At 62.6% G+C, this 15417-nt stretch carries 12 protein-coding genes; 8 read left to right on the top strand and 4 right to left on the bottom strand.

What is annotated here, in order from left to right:
- Positions 1–30 precede the first annotated feature (30 nt).
- The 5 genes from ABNP31_RS05030 to gltS all read left to right on the top strand — a co-directional run bounded on the left by ABNP31_RS05030 (position 31) and on the right by gltS (position 5761).
- Complete coding sequence (locus tag ABNP31_RS05030) at positions 31–1041, top strand: ornithine carbamoyltransferase (protein WP_025337853.1); 1011 nt, start codon at positions 31–33, stop codon at positions 1039–1041.
- A gap of 180 nt (positions 1042–1221) precedes the next feature.
- On the top strand, positions 1222–2151 hold the full coding sequence (arcC, locus tag ABNP31_RS05025; protein WP_003257953.1) for a carbamate kinase: 930 nt from the start codon (positions 1222–1224) through the stop codon (positions 2149–2151).
- Positions 2152–2206: 55 nt separating this feature from the next.
- Positions 2207–2575, top strand: a complete 369-nt coding sequence (locus ABNP31_RS05020) for a DUF5064 family protein (protein ID WP_238067313.1) — start codon at positions 2207–2209, stop codon at positions 2573–2575.
- 169 nt (positions 2576–2744) lie between these two features.
- Entirely contained in the window at positions 2745–4253 is a 1509-nt protein-coding gene (locus ABNP31_RS05015) for a sigma-54-dependent transcriptional regulator (protein ID WP_075043888.1), read from the top strand.
- A 308-nt stretch (positions 4254–4561) separates the two neighbouring features.
- Complete coding sequence (gene gltS, locus ABNP31_RS05010; RefSeq protein WP_085664526.1) at positions 4562–5761, top strand: sodium/glutamate symporter; 1200 nt, start codon at positions 4562–4564, stop codon at positions 5759–5761.
- On the opposite strand, the gene ABNP31_RS05005 is transcribed toward gltS, so the two are convergent.
- From ABNP31_RS05005 to ABNP31_RS04990, 4 genes are all read right to left on the bottom strand, one after another.
- Positions 5758–6390: a response regulator gene (locus tag ABNP31_RS05005; protein WP_085664525.1), complete on the bottom strand. Its 633-nt coding sequence runs from the start codon at positions 6388–6390 to the stop codon at positions 5758–5760. The two genes, gltS and ABNP31_RS05005, sit on opposite strands and share 4 nt — an antisense overlap.
- A gap of 32 nt (positions 6391–6422) precedes the next feature.
- Positions 6423–7769 carry a cache domain-containing protein gene (locus ABNP31_RS05000; protein ID WP_085664596.1) on the bottom strand — a complete coding sequence of 449 codons (1347 nt, stop codon included), beginning with the start codon at positions 7767–7769 and terminating at the stop codon, positions 6423–6425.
- A gap of 102 nt (positions 7770–7871) precedes the next feature.
- Positions 7872–8075 (bottom strand): YbdD/YjiX family protein, encoded by a 204-nt coding sequence (locus tag ABNP31_RS04995; protein ID WP_003257949.1) that lies wholly within the window; start codon positions 8073–8075, stop codon positions 7872–7874.
- A gap of 13 nt (positions 8076–8088) precedes the next feature.
- Complete coding sequence (locus ABNP31_RS04990; protein WP_025337847.1) at positions 8089–10146, bottom strand: carbon starvation CstA family protein; 2058 nt, start codon at positions 10144–10146, stop codon at positions 8089–8091.
- A 473-nt stretch (positions 10147–10619) separates the two neighbouring features.
- Between ABNP31_RS04990 and gcvH the strand changes: the two genes are divergently transcribed.
- The 3 genes from gcvH to ABNP31_RS04975 all read left to right on the top strand — a co-directional run bounded on the left by gcvH (position 10620) and on the right by ABNP31_RS04975 (position 15395).
- On the top strand, positions 10620–11003 hold the full coding sequence (gene gcvH / locus ABNP31_RS04985) for a glycine cleavage system protein GcvH (protein ID WP_003257943.1): 384 nt from the start codon (positions 10620–10622) through the stop codon (positions 11001–11003).
- Positions 11004–11014: 11 nt separating this feature from the next.
- Positions 11015–13870: an aminomethyl-transferring glycine dehydrogenase gene (gcvP, locus tag ABNP31_RS04980; RefSeq protein ID WP_350013052.1), complete on the top strand. Its 2856-nt coding sequence runs from the start codon at positions 11015–11017 to the stop codon at positions 13868–13870.
- A gap of 148 nt (positions 13871–14018) precedes the next feature.
- The gene (locus ABNP31_RS04975; protein ID WP_350013051.1) at positions 14019–15395 is read left to right on the top strand and encodes an L-serine ammonia-lyase; all 1377 of its coding nucleotides are present in this window, start codon (positions 14019–14021) and stop codon (positions 15393–15395) included.
- Positions 15396–15417: the final 22 nt, after the last annotated feature.

Raw genomic sequence — 15417 nt, 5'->3', positions numbered from 1 at the left:
GTGTGCTCACCAAACTCAAGGAGAAAAGTCATGGCGTTCAATATTCACAACCGCAACCTGCTCAGCCTGGAACACCACAGCACCCGCGAGCTGCGCTACCTGCTGGACCTGTCCCGCGACCTCAAGCGCGCCAAGTACACCGGCACCGAGCAGCAGCACCTGAAAGGCAACAACATCGCGCTGATCTTCGAAAAAACCTCTACCCGCACCCGCTGCGCCTTCGAAGTGGCCGCCTATGACCAGGGCGCCAATGTCACCTACATCGACCCGACCTCCTCGCAGATCGGCCACAAGGAAAGCATGAAGGACACCGCCCGCGTGCTCGGGCGCATGTACGACGCCATCGAGTACCGTGGCTTCAAGCAGGAAATCGTCGAAGAACTGGCCAAGTTCGCCGGTGTTCCGGTGTTCAACGGCCTGACCGACGAATACCACCCCACCCAGATGATCGCCGACGTGCTGACCATGCGTGAGCACAGCGACAAGCCGCTGCACGACATCAGCTACGCCTACCTGGGCGACGCCCGCAACAACATGGGCAACTCGCTGCTGCTGATTGGCGCCAAGCTCGGCATGGACGTGCGCATCGCCGCGCCCAAGGCGCTGTGGCCGCATGACGACCTGGTCGAGCGTTGCCGCAAGTACGCCGAGGAAAGCGGCGCGCGCATCACCCTCACCGAAGACCCGGTTGCCGCGGTCAAGGGTGTGGACTTCGTGCACACCGACGTGTGGGTATCGATGGGTGAGCCGATCGAAGCCTGGGGTGAGCGCATCAAGCTGCTCAAGCCGTATCAGGTGAATGCACAGCTGATGAAATCCACCGGCAACCCGCGGACCAAGTTCATGCACTGCCTGCCGGCGTTCCACAACTCCGAAACCAAGGTAGGCAAGCAGATCGCCGAACAGTACCCGGACCTGGCCAACGGTATCGAAGTGACCGACGACGTCTTCGAGTCGCCGGCCTGCATCGCCTTCGAGCAGGCGGAAAACCGCATGCACACGATCAAGGCGATCCTGGTGTCGACACTGGCAGACCTGTAAAGGCTGACTCGGCAAGCCGGGCAACCCGAATCCCTGTGGGAGCGGGTTTACCCGCGAATGCGTCAGTAGCACCAGCCGTGTTGCATGGGCTGACGCTTTCGCGGGTAAACCCGCTCCCACAAGGGGGCGGCGATACCGGTCGAGAGCAGCGCTCCCTTCTTTCGTTAAAGGACATTCCCCATGCGTATCGTTGTTGCATTGGGCGGCAACGCCCTGCTGCGTCGCGGCGAGCCCATGACCGCTGACAACCAGCGCGCCAATATCCGCACCGCCACCGAACAGATCGCCAAGATCCACCCAGGCAACGAGCTGGTCATCGCCCACGGCAACGGCCCGCAAGTTGGCCTGCTGTCGCTGCAGGGCCTGTCCTACAAGCCCGACGAGGCCTACCCGCTGGACGTGCTGGGTGCCGAGACCGAGGGCATGATCGGCTACATGATCGAACAGGAGCTGGGCAACCTGCTGGCCTTCGAGGTGCCGTTCGCCACCTTGCTGACCCAGGTCGAAGTGGACGCCAACGACCCCGCCTTCAAGGACCCGACCAAGTTCATCGGCCCGGTCTATGGCAAGGAAGAGGCCGAGCGCCTGGCCAAGGAAAAGGGTTGGGTGGTCAAGGCCGACGGCGACAAGTACCGCCGTGTGGTGGCCAGCCCGAAACCCAAGCGCATCTTCGAGATCCGCCCGATCAAGTGGCTGCTGGAAAAGAGCAGCATCGTGATCTGCGCCGGCGGCGGTGGCATCCCCACCATGTACGACGAGAACCGCAAGCTCAAGGGCATCGAGGCGGTGATCGACAAGGACCTGTGCTCGGCCCTGCTGGCAGAGCAGCTGGACGCCGACCTTCTGATAATCGCCACCGACGTCGATGCGGCGTATGTTGACTGGGGCAAGCCCACGCAAAAGGCCATTGCCCAGGCCCACCCCGACGAGCTCGAACGCCTCGGCTTCGCCGCCGGCTCCATGGGGCCGAAGGTGCAGGCGGCCTGCGACTTTGCCCGCAACACCGGCAAAGTGGCAGTGATCAGTTCGCTGGAGAACATCGAAGACATCGTCAAAGGCACCGCCGGCACGCGGGTTTCCACCGCGAAGCCGGGGATCAGCTACCGTTGAATGCAGTAGGCGGGCGCCAGCGCCCGCCATTTTCGACCTTCCAAAGGAGCTTGCCATGGCCCAGTACCAGCCCGGTCATGTACACATCGAGCGCACCGCGCTGAACCAGAACGACCACAGCTATGACCTGAACATCGAATACGAGGCAGTGTCGGACCCCAAGGAAGGCAGAGGCATCCAGTTCAAGATGCATGGCAGCATCGAAGGCAAGCAAGTGGAAGAAAAGTTCTTCCTGGCCAAGGACCAAGTGTTGCCCAGCTTCCTCATGCTGCTGACCCGCAAGGCGCAGTCATACCTGACGCCACCGAAGAAATTCGAGAGCCTGAGTTCGCCGCACAAGCTTTATGACCATATGTTCGCGGACATTCGCGAAAAGCTGGATGTGAAATCGGGCGATCCGATCAAGCCTGAACATCTGGAGTGATTTCAAGAACCGAGGGCTGCTTTGCAGCCCATCGCGACACAAGGCCGCTCCTACAGGGTGTGGCGCTGTACCTGTAGGAGCGGCCTTGCGTCGCGATAGGGCCGCAAAGCGGCCCCGGCGATGTTGAGGCATACTACCGCCCTCCCCCAGCCACAACCGCACCCTCCCCATGCGCATCCACGTCAGCTTCATCGACCGCGTCGGCATCACCCAGGAAGTCCTCGCCCTGCTCGGTGCCCGCAACCTCAACCTGGACGCCGTGGAGATGGTCCCGCCGAACGTCTACATCGACGCCCCTACCCTCAGCCCCGCCGTGCTCGAAGAACTGCACGACGCGCTGTTCGAGGTACATGGCGTGCAATCGGTGGACGTGGTCGACATCCTCCCTGGCCAACGCCGGCACCTGCAGCTCGATGCCCTGCTGGCGGCGATGAGCGACCCGGTGCTGGCCGTGGACAGTGCCGGCAAGGTGCTGCTGGCCAACCCGGCGCTGATCGAGCTGTGCGGCCGCGAATCGGCCGGGCGCTCGGTGGGTGAACTGTTCGGCGACCCGGCACTGCTGCAGGCCCTGCTGGACAACAACTTCCACCTGCCCATGCGCGAGATGCAGCTCAACGGCCAGAGCCTGCTGCTGGATGCCATGCCGATCACCAACGCCGGTGGCCTGCTGACGCTGTACCCACCCACGCGCATGGGCGAACGCCTGTCGGCCATGCACCACGACCATGCCGAAGGCTTCGATGCCCTGCTCGGCGAGTCACCGGCCATCCGCACCCTCAAGGCCCGCGCCTTGCGCGTGGCGGCGCTCGATGCACCGCTGCTGGTGCATGGCGAAACCGGCACCGGCAAAGAGCTGGTAGCCCGCGCCTGCCACGCCATCAGCAGCCGCCACGCGGCGCCATTCCTGGCCCTGAACTGCGCCGCGCTGCCCGAGAGCCTGGCCGAGAGCGAACTGTTCGGCTACGCCCCCGGCGCCTTCACCGGCGCGCAACGGGGCGGCAAGCCCGGGCTGATGGAGCTGGCCAACCAGGGCACGGTATTTCTCGATGAAATCGGCGAGATGTCGCCATACCTGCAGGCCAAGCTGCTGCGTTTTCTCAGCGATGGCAGCTTCCGCCGGGTGGGTGGCGACCGCGAAGTGAAGGTGGATGTACGCATCATCAGCGCCACCCACCGCGACCTGGAGCGCATGGTCGCCGAAGGCAGCTTCCGCGAAGACCTGTTCTACCGCCTGAACGTGCTCAACCTGCAAGTGCCACCGCTGCGGGACCGTGGCCAGGACATCCTGATGCTGGCGCATTTCTTCATGCAGCAGGCCTGCACGCAGATCCAGCGCCCACCGTGCCGGCTGACCCCGGCCACCCATTCGGCACTGCTGGCCAACCCTTGGCCGGGCAATGTGCGCCAGCTGCAGAACGTGATATTCCGCGCCGCAGCCATCTGCGAGGGCAACCTGGTGGATATCGGTGACCTGGACATCGCCGGCACCTCGGTGGCCCGTGGCCTGGACGGCGAAGTGGCCAGCCTGGAACAGGCCGTGGGCGATTTCGAGCGCGAGCTGCTGCAACGCCTGTACGCCAGCTACCCATCGACGCGGCAACTGGCCGGGCGCTTGCAAACTTCACATACCGCCATTGCGCAGCGCCTGCGCAAATATGGAATACCGGGCAAAGCCTGATACCTGCCAGATAGCGTCAACGGGGCTGCTACGCAGCCCATCGCAGGCAAGCCAGCTCCCATAGGTACGGCGTTGCTCTCGAGGTTGTCACGGTAATTGTGGGAGCTGGCTTGCCTGCGATGGGCCGCAAAGCGGCCCCTGATAGTTATTGTAATAATCCGGTTGTTATTCAGGCTTTTCCTACGCCAGTGAAAGATACTCTCCCACGGATGCCTCGTAGAATGGTGACAGTGTATTCCCACCTGTCACCCCACTTGTCCGCCCCATAGCGGGAAGTGGTCCGCTACTGGATATAACGAGAGCACCTGATGTTTGAACTCGATTTTTACGGGACGCTTGTAGCCGCCTCTTTGGTACTGTTATTGGGACGCGGCCTGGTCGCGCGTATTGGTTTCTTGCGCACTTACAATATTCCGGAACCTGTCGCTGGCGGCCTGGTAGTGGCCTTGGCGTTCCTGGCGTTGCGCAGTTTCGATATCCACGTGCAATTCGATACTTCACTGCAAACCCCTCTGATGCTGGCATTCTTCGCTACCATCGGCTTGAGTGCAGACTTCGCCAGCCTGAAAAAAGGTGGCCGCGTGGTGACCGTGTTCCTGCTGGTGGTAACCGGCTTGCTGCTGGTCCAGAACGCCATGGGCATCGGCCTGGCAACGGCACTGGGGCTCGACCCGCTGATGGGTCTGCTGGCTGGCTCCATCACCTTGTCCGGCGGCCACGGTACAGGCGCTGCGTGGGGGGCCACTTTCACCGAAAAGTTTGGCCTGGCGTCGGCCTCCGAACTGGCAATGGCATCAGCTACCTTCGGCCTGGTACTGGGTGGCCTGATTGGTGGTCCGGTCGCCCGGTTGCTGATCAAGCGGGTAACGACACCTGGTATCGAAGAAGCAGCACCACAACTGCCCAAAGGTTTCGAACAACCGGACAAGGAGCGCCTGATTACACCGTTTTCATTTATCGAAACACTGGCGCTGATCGCTGTCAGTTTGCTGGCGGGCTCGTTACTTAACGGTTTGCTGAAAGGCACTGCGTTTGAACTGCCAACGTTCGTTTGCGTGTTGTTCGTGGGCGTGGTGTTGCGAAACGGCCTTTCGGCGCTCGGCTTTTATCAAGTCTTCGAGCGGGAAGTCTCGGTATTGGGCAATGTGAGCTTGTCGTTATTCCTGGCCATTGCCTTGATGTCGCTCAAGTTGTGGGACCTTTCAGCGCTGGCATTACCGTTCTTTGCATTGCTCGCCGCACAGACATTGGTCATGGCACTGTTCGCGATATTCGTCACGTTCCGGGTCATGGGCCGCAACTATGATGCAGCGGTACTGGCTGCCGGGCACTGTGGTTTCGGCCTGGGCGCAACGCCTACGGCAATCGCCAACATGCAAGCGGTGACCCAGCGCTACGGAGCCTCGCGCATTGCCTTCCTGGTGGTGCCGATGGTGGGGGCGTTCTTCATCGACATCATCAATGTCATCGTCATCAAGCTGTATCTGGCGCTGCCCTGGTTTGCCTAGATCGAGGTCAGGCCATGTTCCAGGGCGTATTTCACCAGTGCCGCAGGCGTATCGATGTTGAGCTTGCGCCTGATGCTAAGCCGGTAGGTTTCGACTGTTCGAACACTGATATCCAGCTCTCGGGCCATTTTCTTGTTGTTGTGCCCCTTGGCGATCATTGACAGCACTTGCAGTTCACGGGGTGTCAGCTCGTGCTCGTCCCGGTTGCTCCCGGCGAGCTTGCGAGTGATTTCCGAGCTGTAGAAGCGTCCTCCCGCAGCGATGGCCTCGATGGCCGCGATAAGCTCTGCGGAGGGCGCGTTCTTCAGCACGTAACCTAGCGCTCCGGAACTGATGGAAGTGCGCACGTACTCCTGGTTGTCGTACATGCTCAGCATGAGGATCCTGATATCCGGGTAGAGCTCGCGCAGCTTGCGCGTGAGCTCCAACCCATTCATGTCCTGAAGCCCTACATCGACCAGGAGGATGTCCAGTTCAGTGCTTGCTACCAGCTCGATTGCCTGGGCCGCTGACTCGGCCTGGCCGACCACCTCGAAATGCGGGATCGCGCACAGCAGAGCCTTGACGCCATCACGCACAAGGACGTGGTCGTCGACCAGGGCGATTCTGACCGGATGGGTTGCGCTCATGGGGGCCTCGAGGTTTGGAGTGGCAAAGCTGCTCAGCTGATCGTAACCGGTATCTGCACCTGTAGTTCGGTACGGCCGTAAGAGGATGCAATGTTGACGCTACCCGAGTGGTGCTCCACTCGTTCGCGAATGTTCCTCAGGCCGATACCGTGGCATTCGTCTGCTGCGCGGGTGTCGAACCCTACCCCGTTGTCCTCGACACGCAACACGATCATGCCCTGCTGTTGCGTGACGGAAACGATCGCTGCAGTGGCTTTGGCATGACGTTCCACGTTCGCCAGGGCCTCTTGAATGATGCGGAACAGCGTCAACCTGAGGCTGGTATCGATGTCCGCCGCATCCATTCCACATTCATACTGAGTGTGAATCGAAGTACGTTGCTCGAACTCACTGACATGTTGCTCAATGGCAGGCGACAACCCCAACGTGTCCAGAAGCGAGGGGCGCAGATCATGGGAAATGCGGCGTATCTCACCGATCGCCGCGCCAAGTCTGCAAGTACCTTTGCGCAGGTTCTCCAGGCCCTCGCTTCGGCCGTTGGCCAGTTCGATAGCGGCCAGCTCATACTGGAACTTGATCGACACCAGCTCCTGGCTGATCCCGTCATGCAGTTCACGCGAAACCCGCGAGCGCTCCTCCTCCTGCAGGTTCACGATCCGCTGGTTGAGCGTGGAAAGCTTTCGGTCCGCCAGGCGATGTTCACTGACGTTCAGCATCAGGCCACCGGTAAAAATCACCAGTACGGCAATCAACGAGAACGAGGCGATCGCCAGAACCGTGGTCAGTACCCCGGTAGCGACTTCTTGCCGGGACTTGCGGGTCGCCACCTCCACATCGTCGATGTATATGCCTGTGCCAAGCATCCAGCCCCAACGGTCCAGCATCACGACATAAGACAGTTTCCCGGTAATCTGCCCGGAAGAAGGCTTCTGCCAGTCGTACAGCTGGTATCCATCACCCTCCCTGGCGCTCTTGAGTAGCGCCTGGATGACCGGCAGCCCGTTCTTGTCGGTCAGCGCAATGAGTTGCTTGCCAACCAGCTCGGACTGCCTCGGGTGCATCAGGTTCTTGCCCTGCTGGTCGTACACGAAGAAGTAGCCGTCGAGGCCGAAGTTGGCTTGGGACAGGATCTCCAGTGCACGCTGCCGAGTTGCTTCATCATCGGTGCTGCCTTCATACAACGGCGCGATGAGGCTCATCGCCAGGCCCAGGTAGTTTTTCAACTCGGCCTTCTTTGCTGCCATGATGCTGCTTTCAACCAGGCGTGCCTGTTCCTCCTCCAGCTTGCGGCTCTGGGCAAACACGAGGACACAGATGAACAGGACCGAAAGGATGAGTGGAAGCACACTGAGGGTGACGATCTTGTGCTTGAGTTGCATGGTCATTTCCAATGCAGGAGCGGGCCGGCAGCAGCACTATGCCTGCTGCCGGCCCTCCAATGCGAGAGCACCACGATGAACGTTGCGCCTGCCTGGGCTTGCTCAGCAGCAACGAACAGGGCGTCCCTTCCCACCACCGTAACGTGCCTCCTGTCGCTCCCGGAAAAACGCCTCGTAGGACATCAGCGGTTTTTCCGGGTGCTTGAGCTGCATGTGCTCCACATAGGCGTCGTAGTCTGGCATGCCGACCAGCATCCGGGCGGCTTGCCCCAGGTACTTACCCATCTTGCTCAGGTCATTGAACATTCCGGGCGCCCCCTCAGGCGTCCGGCTGTGGCTGGAACGGTGATTCCTTGTCGGTGCGCTCGGGCATGACCCAGGCACGGCGCCCAACCTTCACGGCAAAACAAAGAATGCTCAGGACCACCAACAGGAACAGTGCTGTCAGCGTCGCGTTGGTATAGGCATTGAACACTACGTGCTGCATTTGCATCAGATCCTTCGCAGGCGCCAGTACCTGGCCTGCAGCGGCAGCATCACTGTACTTCTTGGCAAGCGCCAGGAAGCCCATCGAGGGGTCCTTGTCCAGCAGCTTGATGAGACCAGCCGTAGTGGTGCAGATCAGCAGCCAGACGGCTGGAATCAAGGTAACCCAGACGTATCGCTGACGCTTCATGCGGATAAGCACCACACAGCCGAGCATGAGCGCGATCCCGGCCAGCATCTGGTTGGAGATGCCGAACAGCGGCCACAGGGTGTTGATGCCACCCAGCGGGTCGATCACCCCTTGGTACAGCAGCCAGCCCCACATGGCCACGCAACCTGCGGTAGCGATCAGGTTCGCCGTCCAGGAGTCGGTCTTCTTCAGTGCCGGCACGAAATTGCCGAGCAGGTCCTGCAGCATGAAGCGCCCCGCACGGGTGCCGGCATCGACGGCAGTGAGGATGAACAGTGCCTCGAAGAGAATTGCAAAGTGGTACCAGAACGCCATGGTGTTCTCACCTGGCAGCGCCTGGTGGAGGATCTGGGCAATCCCCACGGCCAAGGTCGGCGCTCCACCGGCGCGAGCCAGGATGGTGTGCTCGCCAATGTCGGCGGCAGTCTGTTGCAGGATCTCCGGCGTTATGGTGAAGCCCCAGCTGCTCACGGTAGCCGCCACGGTCGCGACATCGCCACCCACCACGGCGGCCGGGCTGTTCATGGCGAAGTAGATCCCAGGTTCGATGACCGATGCCGCGACAATGGCCATGATCGCGACAAAGGACTCCATCAGCATCGCGCCGTAGCCGATGTAACGGGCATGACTTTCATTGGCCAACAGCTTGGGTGTGGTACCCGAGCTGATCAACGCGTGGAAGCCAGACACCGCGCCGCAAGCCACGGTAATGAACAGGAAGGGGAACAGGGCGCCCTTCCAGACCGGGCCCGTGCCATCGATGAAGTGGGTAACGGCTGGCATTTTCAGGTCGGGGGCGATGACCAGGATGCCGATTGCCAGGGCGACGATGGTCCCGATCTTGAGGAAGGTCGAAAGGTAGTCCCGTGGCGCCAGGATCAGCCATACGGGCAGTACCGCGGCAACGAAGCCATAGCCGATGAGCATCCAGGTAATCTGCAACCCGGTGAAGGTGAACGCAGGCCCCCAGACTGGGTCGGCGGCGACCAGGCCACCGCACCAGATGGACGCCAGCAGCAGGACCACGCCGATCACGGAGATCTCACCGATACGCCCTGGGCGCAGGTAGCGCATGTAGACGCCCATGAACACTGCAATCGGCAACGTGGCCATTACCGTGAACATGCCCCAGGGGCTCTCCGCCAGCGCCTTGACCACGATCAGCGACAACACCGCGAGGATGATGATCATGATCAGGAAGGCACCGAACAAGGCGATGGTACCGGGGATGGAGCCCATCTCTTCGCGTACCAGTTCGCCCAGGGAGCGACCATTGCGACGGGTGGAGATGAACAGCACCATGAAGTCCTGGACAGCACCCGCCAGGACCACACCGGCGATCAGCCAGAGCGTGCCGGGCAGGTAGCCCATTTGTGCTGCGAGCACCGGGCCAACCAGAGGGCCCGCGCCGGCAATGGCAGCAAAGTGGTGCCCGAAGAGAATGTGCTTGTTGGTCGGTACGTAGTCCAGGCCGTCGTTGTTGAGTACGGCGGGCGTGGCGCGTGCGGCGTCCAGTTGCATCACTTTGTTGGCGATGAACAGGCTGTAGTAACGGTAGGCAATGAGGTAGATGGCAACTGCTGCGGTCACGATCCAGAGGGCGTTGATGGCTTCGCCCCTGCGTAGGGCAAGCGTGCCCAGCGCAAATGCACCAAGCAAGGCAACGGCAAACCAGGCAATTCGGGTAGCCAGTGTGGTCATCGAATTTTCTCCTGTCGCGGGTGGTAAACCTGCGACGGCTTTTGTTGTTGTATGTGTCCGGATAAGGACGGCGACACTTTCGCCATCCTGGGTCCACAAGAAAATTCGCAGTACTACGGGCGCGATCTACGTAGAACTACGTAGACCGGGCATCGCAAAAAGGGCTGCCTGAAGGGCTGGCGGCTGAAACTCGCGCCCTGCAGCCAGGGTCGTATTGATTTAAATACAGCGTATTCAAATCGATACACATCCATTCGGATACGGCTGTGCAAGGGTTTGATCCCCAAACCCTTTTCCATCCCCCACCCGCTGTAGCGTTTTCATTCCACAAGAATGACAAAATGATTACGCAAAATAACTAACATATTGATTTATAACGATTTTTAACGATTGGCCGCATTTTTGCTAAGGGAATCCCAACCCCAAGAGCGCGGAGCCACTGCGCCTAACGCCCTGCTTCCCGAGGATTCCCCATGAGCGAGTTGCGTTTCACTGAAGATCACGAATGGCTGCGCGTCGAAGCCGATGGCAGCGTCACCGTGGGCATCACCGCCTACGCCCAGAACGCCCTTGGCGATGTGGTTTTCGTGCAACTGCCAGAGTTGCAGCAGTATGAGAAAGGCAGCGAAGCGTCCACCGTCGAGTCGGTCAAGGCCGCCAGCGGTGTGTACATGCCCCTGACCGGCGAAGTGGTCCAGATCAACGACCAGCTCGAAGACAGCCCGGAACTGGTCAACGAAGACCCGATGGGCGAAGGCTGGTTCTTCCGCTTCATTCCCGCCGACGCCAGCGCCGTGGCCGCCCTGCTCGACCAGGACGCCTACGACCGCCTGATCAAAGCCAACGACGACGCCTGAGGAACCCCGCCATGACCATCAACCTCGGCACCGCCAACGAATTCATAGCCCGCCACATCGGCCCGCGCGCCGCTGACGAGCAGGCCATGCTGGCCGCCCTCGGCTTCGACTCGCTGGAAGCCATGACCGCCGCGGTCATTCCCGACAGCATCAAAGGCACCAGCGTGCTCGGCTCGCACGACGGCCAGAGCGAAGCCGACGCGCTTGCCGCGCTCAAAGCCATCGCCGGCAAGAACCAGCTGTTCAAGAGCTACATCGGCCAGGGCTACTACAACACCCACACTCCGGCGCCGATCCTGCGCAACCTGCTGGAAAACCCGGCCTGGTACACCGCCTATACCCCGTACCAGCCAGAAATCTCCCAAGGCCGCCTGGAAGCGCTGCTGAACTTCCAGACCCTGATCAGCGACCTGACCGGCCTGCCGATCGCCAACGCCTCCCTGCTCGACGAAGCCACCGCTGCGGCTGAGGCCATGACCTTCTGCAAGCGCCTGTCGAAGAACAAGGCCAGCCACGCCTTCTTCGCCTCCGTGCACTGCCACCCGCAAACCCTCGACGTGCTGCGCACCCGTGCCGAGCCGCTGGGCATCGAGATCGTGGTCGGCGACGAGCGCGAGCTGGGCGATGTCAGCGCCTTCTTCGGCGCCCTGCTGCAGTACCCGGCCAGCAACGGTGAAGTGTTCGACTACCGCGAAGTGGTCGAGCGCTTCCACGCCGCCAACGCCCTGGTCGCCGTGGCCGCCGACCTGCTGGCCCTGACCCTGCTGACCCCGCCGGGCGAGTTCGGCGCCGACGTGGCCATCGGCAGCGCCCAGCGCTTCGGCGTGCCACTGGGCTTCGGTGGCCCGCACGCGGCCTACTTCTCCACCCGTGACGCGTTCAAGCGCGACATGCCGGGCCGCCTGGTCGGCGTGTCGATCGACCGCTTCGGCAAGACCGCCCTGCGCCTGGCCATGCAGACCCGCGAGCAGCACATCCGCCGCGAAAAGGCCACCAGCAACATCTGCACCGCCCAGGTGCTGCTGGCCAACATCGCCAGCATGTTCGCCGTATACCACGGCCCGGCCGGCCTCAAGCGCATCGCCGAACGTACCCATGCCCTGACCGCGATCCTGGCCGCCGGCCTGAAGACGCTGGGCGTGAAGGTGGTGGGCGCCAGCGCCTTCGACACCCTGACCCTGGCCACCGGCAGTGCCACTGCCAGCCTGCATGACAGGGCGCGCGCCCAGGGCATCAACCTGCGCCAGATCGACGCCGCCCACGTGGGCCTGTCGCTGGACGAAACCAGTAGCCAGGCCGATGTCGAGGCCCTGTGGCAGCTGATCGGTGGCGACCAGGCCCAGCCGGACTTCAACGCCCTGGCCGCCAGCACCGGCTCGCTGCTGCCTGCCGCCCTGCTGCGCCAGTCGGCCATCCTCGCCCACCCGGTATTCAACCGCTACCACAGCGAAACCGAGCTGATGCGCTACCTGCGCCGCCTGGCCGACAAGGACCTGGCGCTGGACCGCAGCATGATCCCGCTGGGCTCGTGCACCATGAAGCTGAACGCCGCCAGCGAAATGATCCCGGTCACCTGGGCCGAGTTCGGCAACCTGCACCCGTTCGCCCCGGCCGAGCAGAGCCAGGGCTACCTGCAGATGACCACCGAGCTGGAAGCCATGCTCTGCGCCGCCACCGGCTATGACGCCGTGTCGCTGCAGCCCAACGCCGGCTCCCAGGGCGAGTACGCAGGCCTGCTGGCCATCCGCGCCTACCACCGCAGCCGTGGCGAAGGCCACCGCGACATCTGCCTGATCCCGTCGTCGGCCCACGGCACCAACCCGGCAACCGCGCACATGGCCGGCATGCGCGTGGTGGTCACCGCCTGTGATGCCCGCGGCAACGTCGATGTCGAGGACCTGCGCGCCAAGGCCATCGAGCACCGCGAGCGCCTGGCCGCGATCATGATCACCTACCCGTCGACCCACGGCGTGTTCGAGGAAGCGATCGGCGAAATCTGCGCGATCATCCACGACAACGGTGGCCAGGTGTACATCGACGGCGCCAACATGAACGCCATGGTCGGCCTGTGCGCCCCGGGCAAGTTCGGCGGCGACGTATCTCACCTGAACCTGCACAAGACCTTCTGCATCCCGCACGGCGGTGGCGGCCCGGGCGTCGGCCCGATCGGCGTCAAGTCGCACCTGGCGCCGTTCCTGCCCGGCCACGCGCAGCTGGAAAACACCGAGGGCGCGGTTTGCGCCGCGCCGTTCGGCAGCGCCAGCATCCTGCCGATCACCTGGATGTACATCCGCATGATGGGCGGTGCCGGTCTCAAGCGTGCCTCGCAGATGGCGATCCTCAACGCCAACTACATCGCCCGTCGCCTGGAAGAGCACTATCCTGTTCTGTATACCGGCGGCAATGGCCTGGTGGCCCACGAGTGCATCCTCGACCTGCGCCCACTGAAGGACACCAGCGGCATCAGCGTCGACGACGTGGCCAAGCGCCTGATCGACTTCGGCTTCCACGCCCCGACCATGTCCTTCCCGGTGGCGGGCACGCTGATGATCGAACCGACCGAAAGCGAGTCCAAGGAAGAACTGGACCGCTTCTGCGACGCGATGATCCAGATCCGCGAAGAAATTCGCGCGGTCGAGAACGGTAGCCTGGACAAGGACGATAACCCGCTGAAGAACGCCCCGCACACTGCGGCCGAGCTGGTTGGCGAATGGGCCCATGGCTACAGCCGCGAGCAGGCGGTGTACCCGCTGCCGAGCCTGGTGGAAGGCAAGTACTGGCCACCGGTCGGCCGGGTCGACAACGTGTTCGGCGATCGCAACCTGGTGTGCGCCTGCCCGTCGATCGAGAGCTATCAGGACGCCTGATAGCCCTTCCCCCGCCACCTGGCTTGGTTGGCGGCCTGTGGGAGCGGGTTTACCCGCGAATGCGATGGTGGCTCTACCGCCGCATTCGCGGGTAAACCCGCTCCCACAGGGTTCACCGTCCGCCCAATCAACCTGGCAGGAGGTCACCATGTCTTTGAGCGTCTTCGACCTGTTCAAGATCGGCATCGGCCCCTCCAGCTCGCACACGGTCGGCCCGATGCGCGCCGCCGCGCGCTTCGCCGAAGGGCTGCGCCGTGATGGCATGCTCGCCCGCACGGTCAGCGTCAAGGCCGAGCTGTACGGCTCGCTCGGCGCCACCGGCAAGGGCCACGGCAGCGACAAGGCCGTGCTGCTGGGCCTTGAAGGCGAACACCCCGATGTCATCGACACCGACACCATCCCTGCCCGCCTGCAGGCCATCCGCGACAGCGGTCGGCTGAACCTGCTCGGCGAGCACAGCATCGCGTTCATCGAAAAGCAGCACCTGGCGATGATTCGCAAGCCGCTGGACTACCACCCCAACGGCATGATTTTCCGCGCCTTCGACGAGGCCGGCCTGCAAATCCGCAGCCGCGAGTACTACTCGGTGGGCGGCGGTTTCGTGGTCGACCAGGACGCCGCCGGCCACGACCGCATCGTCGAGGACAGCACACCGCTGACCTACCCGTTCAAGACCGCCAAGGAGCTGCTCGGCCATTGCACCGGGCAAAACCTGTCGATCAGCCAGGTAATGCTGGCCAACGAGGCGGCCTGGCGCCCCGAGGCGGAAACCCGTGCCGGGCTGCTGCGCATCTGGCAGGTGATGCAGGACTGCGTCGAAGCCGGTTGCCAGCATGAAGGCATCCTGCCGGGCGGGCTCAAGGTCAAGCGCCGGGCACCGGCGTTGTACCGCCAACTGAGCCGCAACCCGGAAGCCAGCCTGCGCGATGCCCTGTCGGTACTCGACTGGGTCAACCTCTATGCCCTGGCAGTGAACGAGGAAAACGCCTACGGCGGGCGTGTGGTCACCGCGCCGACCAACGGCGCGGCGGGCATTGTCCCGGCGGTGCTGCATTACTACATGCGCTTCGTACCGGGAGCCAACGAGGACGGGGTGGTGCGGTTTCTGCTCACCGCCGCGGCCATCGGCATCCTGTACAAGGAAAACGCCTCCATCTCCGGCGCCGAAGTAGGCTGCCAGGGCGAGGTCGGCGTGGCCTGCTCGATGGCCGCCGGGGCGCTGTGCGAGGTGATGGGTGGCACCGTGCAACAGGTGGAAAACGCTGCCGAAATCGGCATGGAACACAACCTGGGCCTGACCTGCGACCCGATTGGCGGGCTGGTCCAGGTGCCTTGCATCGAGCGCAACGCCATGGGCTCGGTGAAGGCGATCAACGCGGTGCGCATGGCCTTGCGCGGCGACGGGCAGCACTACGTGTCGCTCGACAAGGTCATCCGCACCATGCGCCAGACCGGCGCCGACATGAAAAGCAAATACAAAGAGACCGCCCGTGGCGGCCTGGCCGTCAACATCATCGAATGTTGACCCGACAACAACAGCAAGGAGT

Origin of the sequence: Pseudomonas asiatica (assembly GCF_040214835.1) — a bacterium.
Classification (GTDB): domain Bacteria; phylum Pseudomonadota; class Gammaproteobacteria; order Pseudomonadales; family Pseudomonadaceae; genus Aquipseudomonas; species Aquipseudomonas putida_Z.
This window is presented reverse-complemented; position numbering and strand designations above follow the sequence as displayed.

What these genes read in the sequence shown, in the direction of transcription:
- ABNP31_RS05030 (WP_025337853.1), top strand. Translation starts at nt 31, where the DNA reads ATGGCGTTCAATATTCACAACCGCAACCTGCTCAGCCTGGAACACCAC.
- arcC (WP_003257953.1), top strand. Translation starts at nt 1,222, where the DNA reads ATGCGTATCGTTGTTGCATTGGGCGGCAACGCCCTGCTGCGTCGCGGC.
- ABNP31_RS05020 (WP_238067313.1), top strand. Translation starts at nt 2,207, where the DNA reads ATGGCCCAGTACCAGCCCGGTCATGTACACATCGAGCGCACCGCGCTG.
- ABNP31_RS05015 (WP_075043888.1), top strand. Translation starts at nt 2,745, where the DNA reads ATGCGCATCCACGTCAGCTTCATCGACCGCGTCGGCATCACCCAGGAA.
- gltS (WP_085664526.1), top strand. Translation starts at nt 4,562, where the DNA reads ATGTTTGAACTCGATTTTTACGGGACGCTTGTAGCCGCCTCTTTGGTA.
- ABNP31_RS05005 (WP_085664525.1), bottom strand. Translation starts at nt 6,390, where the DNA reads ATGAGCGCAACCCATCCGGTCAGAATCGCCCTGGTCGACGACCACGTC.
- ABNP31_RS05000 (WP_085664596.1), bottom strand. Translation starts at nt 7,769, where the DNA reads ATGCAACTCAAGCACAAGATCGTCACCCTCAGTGTGCTTCCACTCATC.
- ABNP31_RS04995 (WP_003257949.1), bottom strand. Translation starts at nt 8,075, where the DNA reads ATGTTCAATGACCTGAGCAAGATGGGTAAGTACCTGGGGCAAGCCGCC.
- ABNP31_RS04990 (WP_025337847.1), bottom strand. Translation starts at nt 10,146, where the DNA reads ATGACCACACTGGCTACCCGAATTGCCTGGTTTGCCGTTGCCTTGCTT.
- gcvH (WP_003257943.1), top strand. Translation starts at nt 10,620, where the DNA reads ATGAGCGAGTTGCGTTTCACTGAAGATCACGAATGGCTGCGCGTCGAA.
- gcvP (WP_350013052.1), top strand. Translation starts at nt 11,015, where the DNA reads ATGACCATCAACCTCGGCACCGCCAACGAATTCATAGCCCGCCACATC.
- ABNP31_RS04975 (WP_350013051.1), top strand. Translation starts at nt 14,019, where the DNA reads ATGTCTTTGAGCGTCTTCGACCTGTTCAAGATCGGCATCGGCCCCTCC.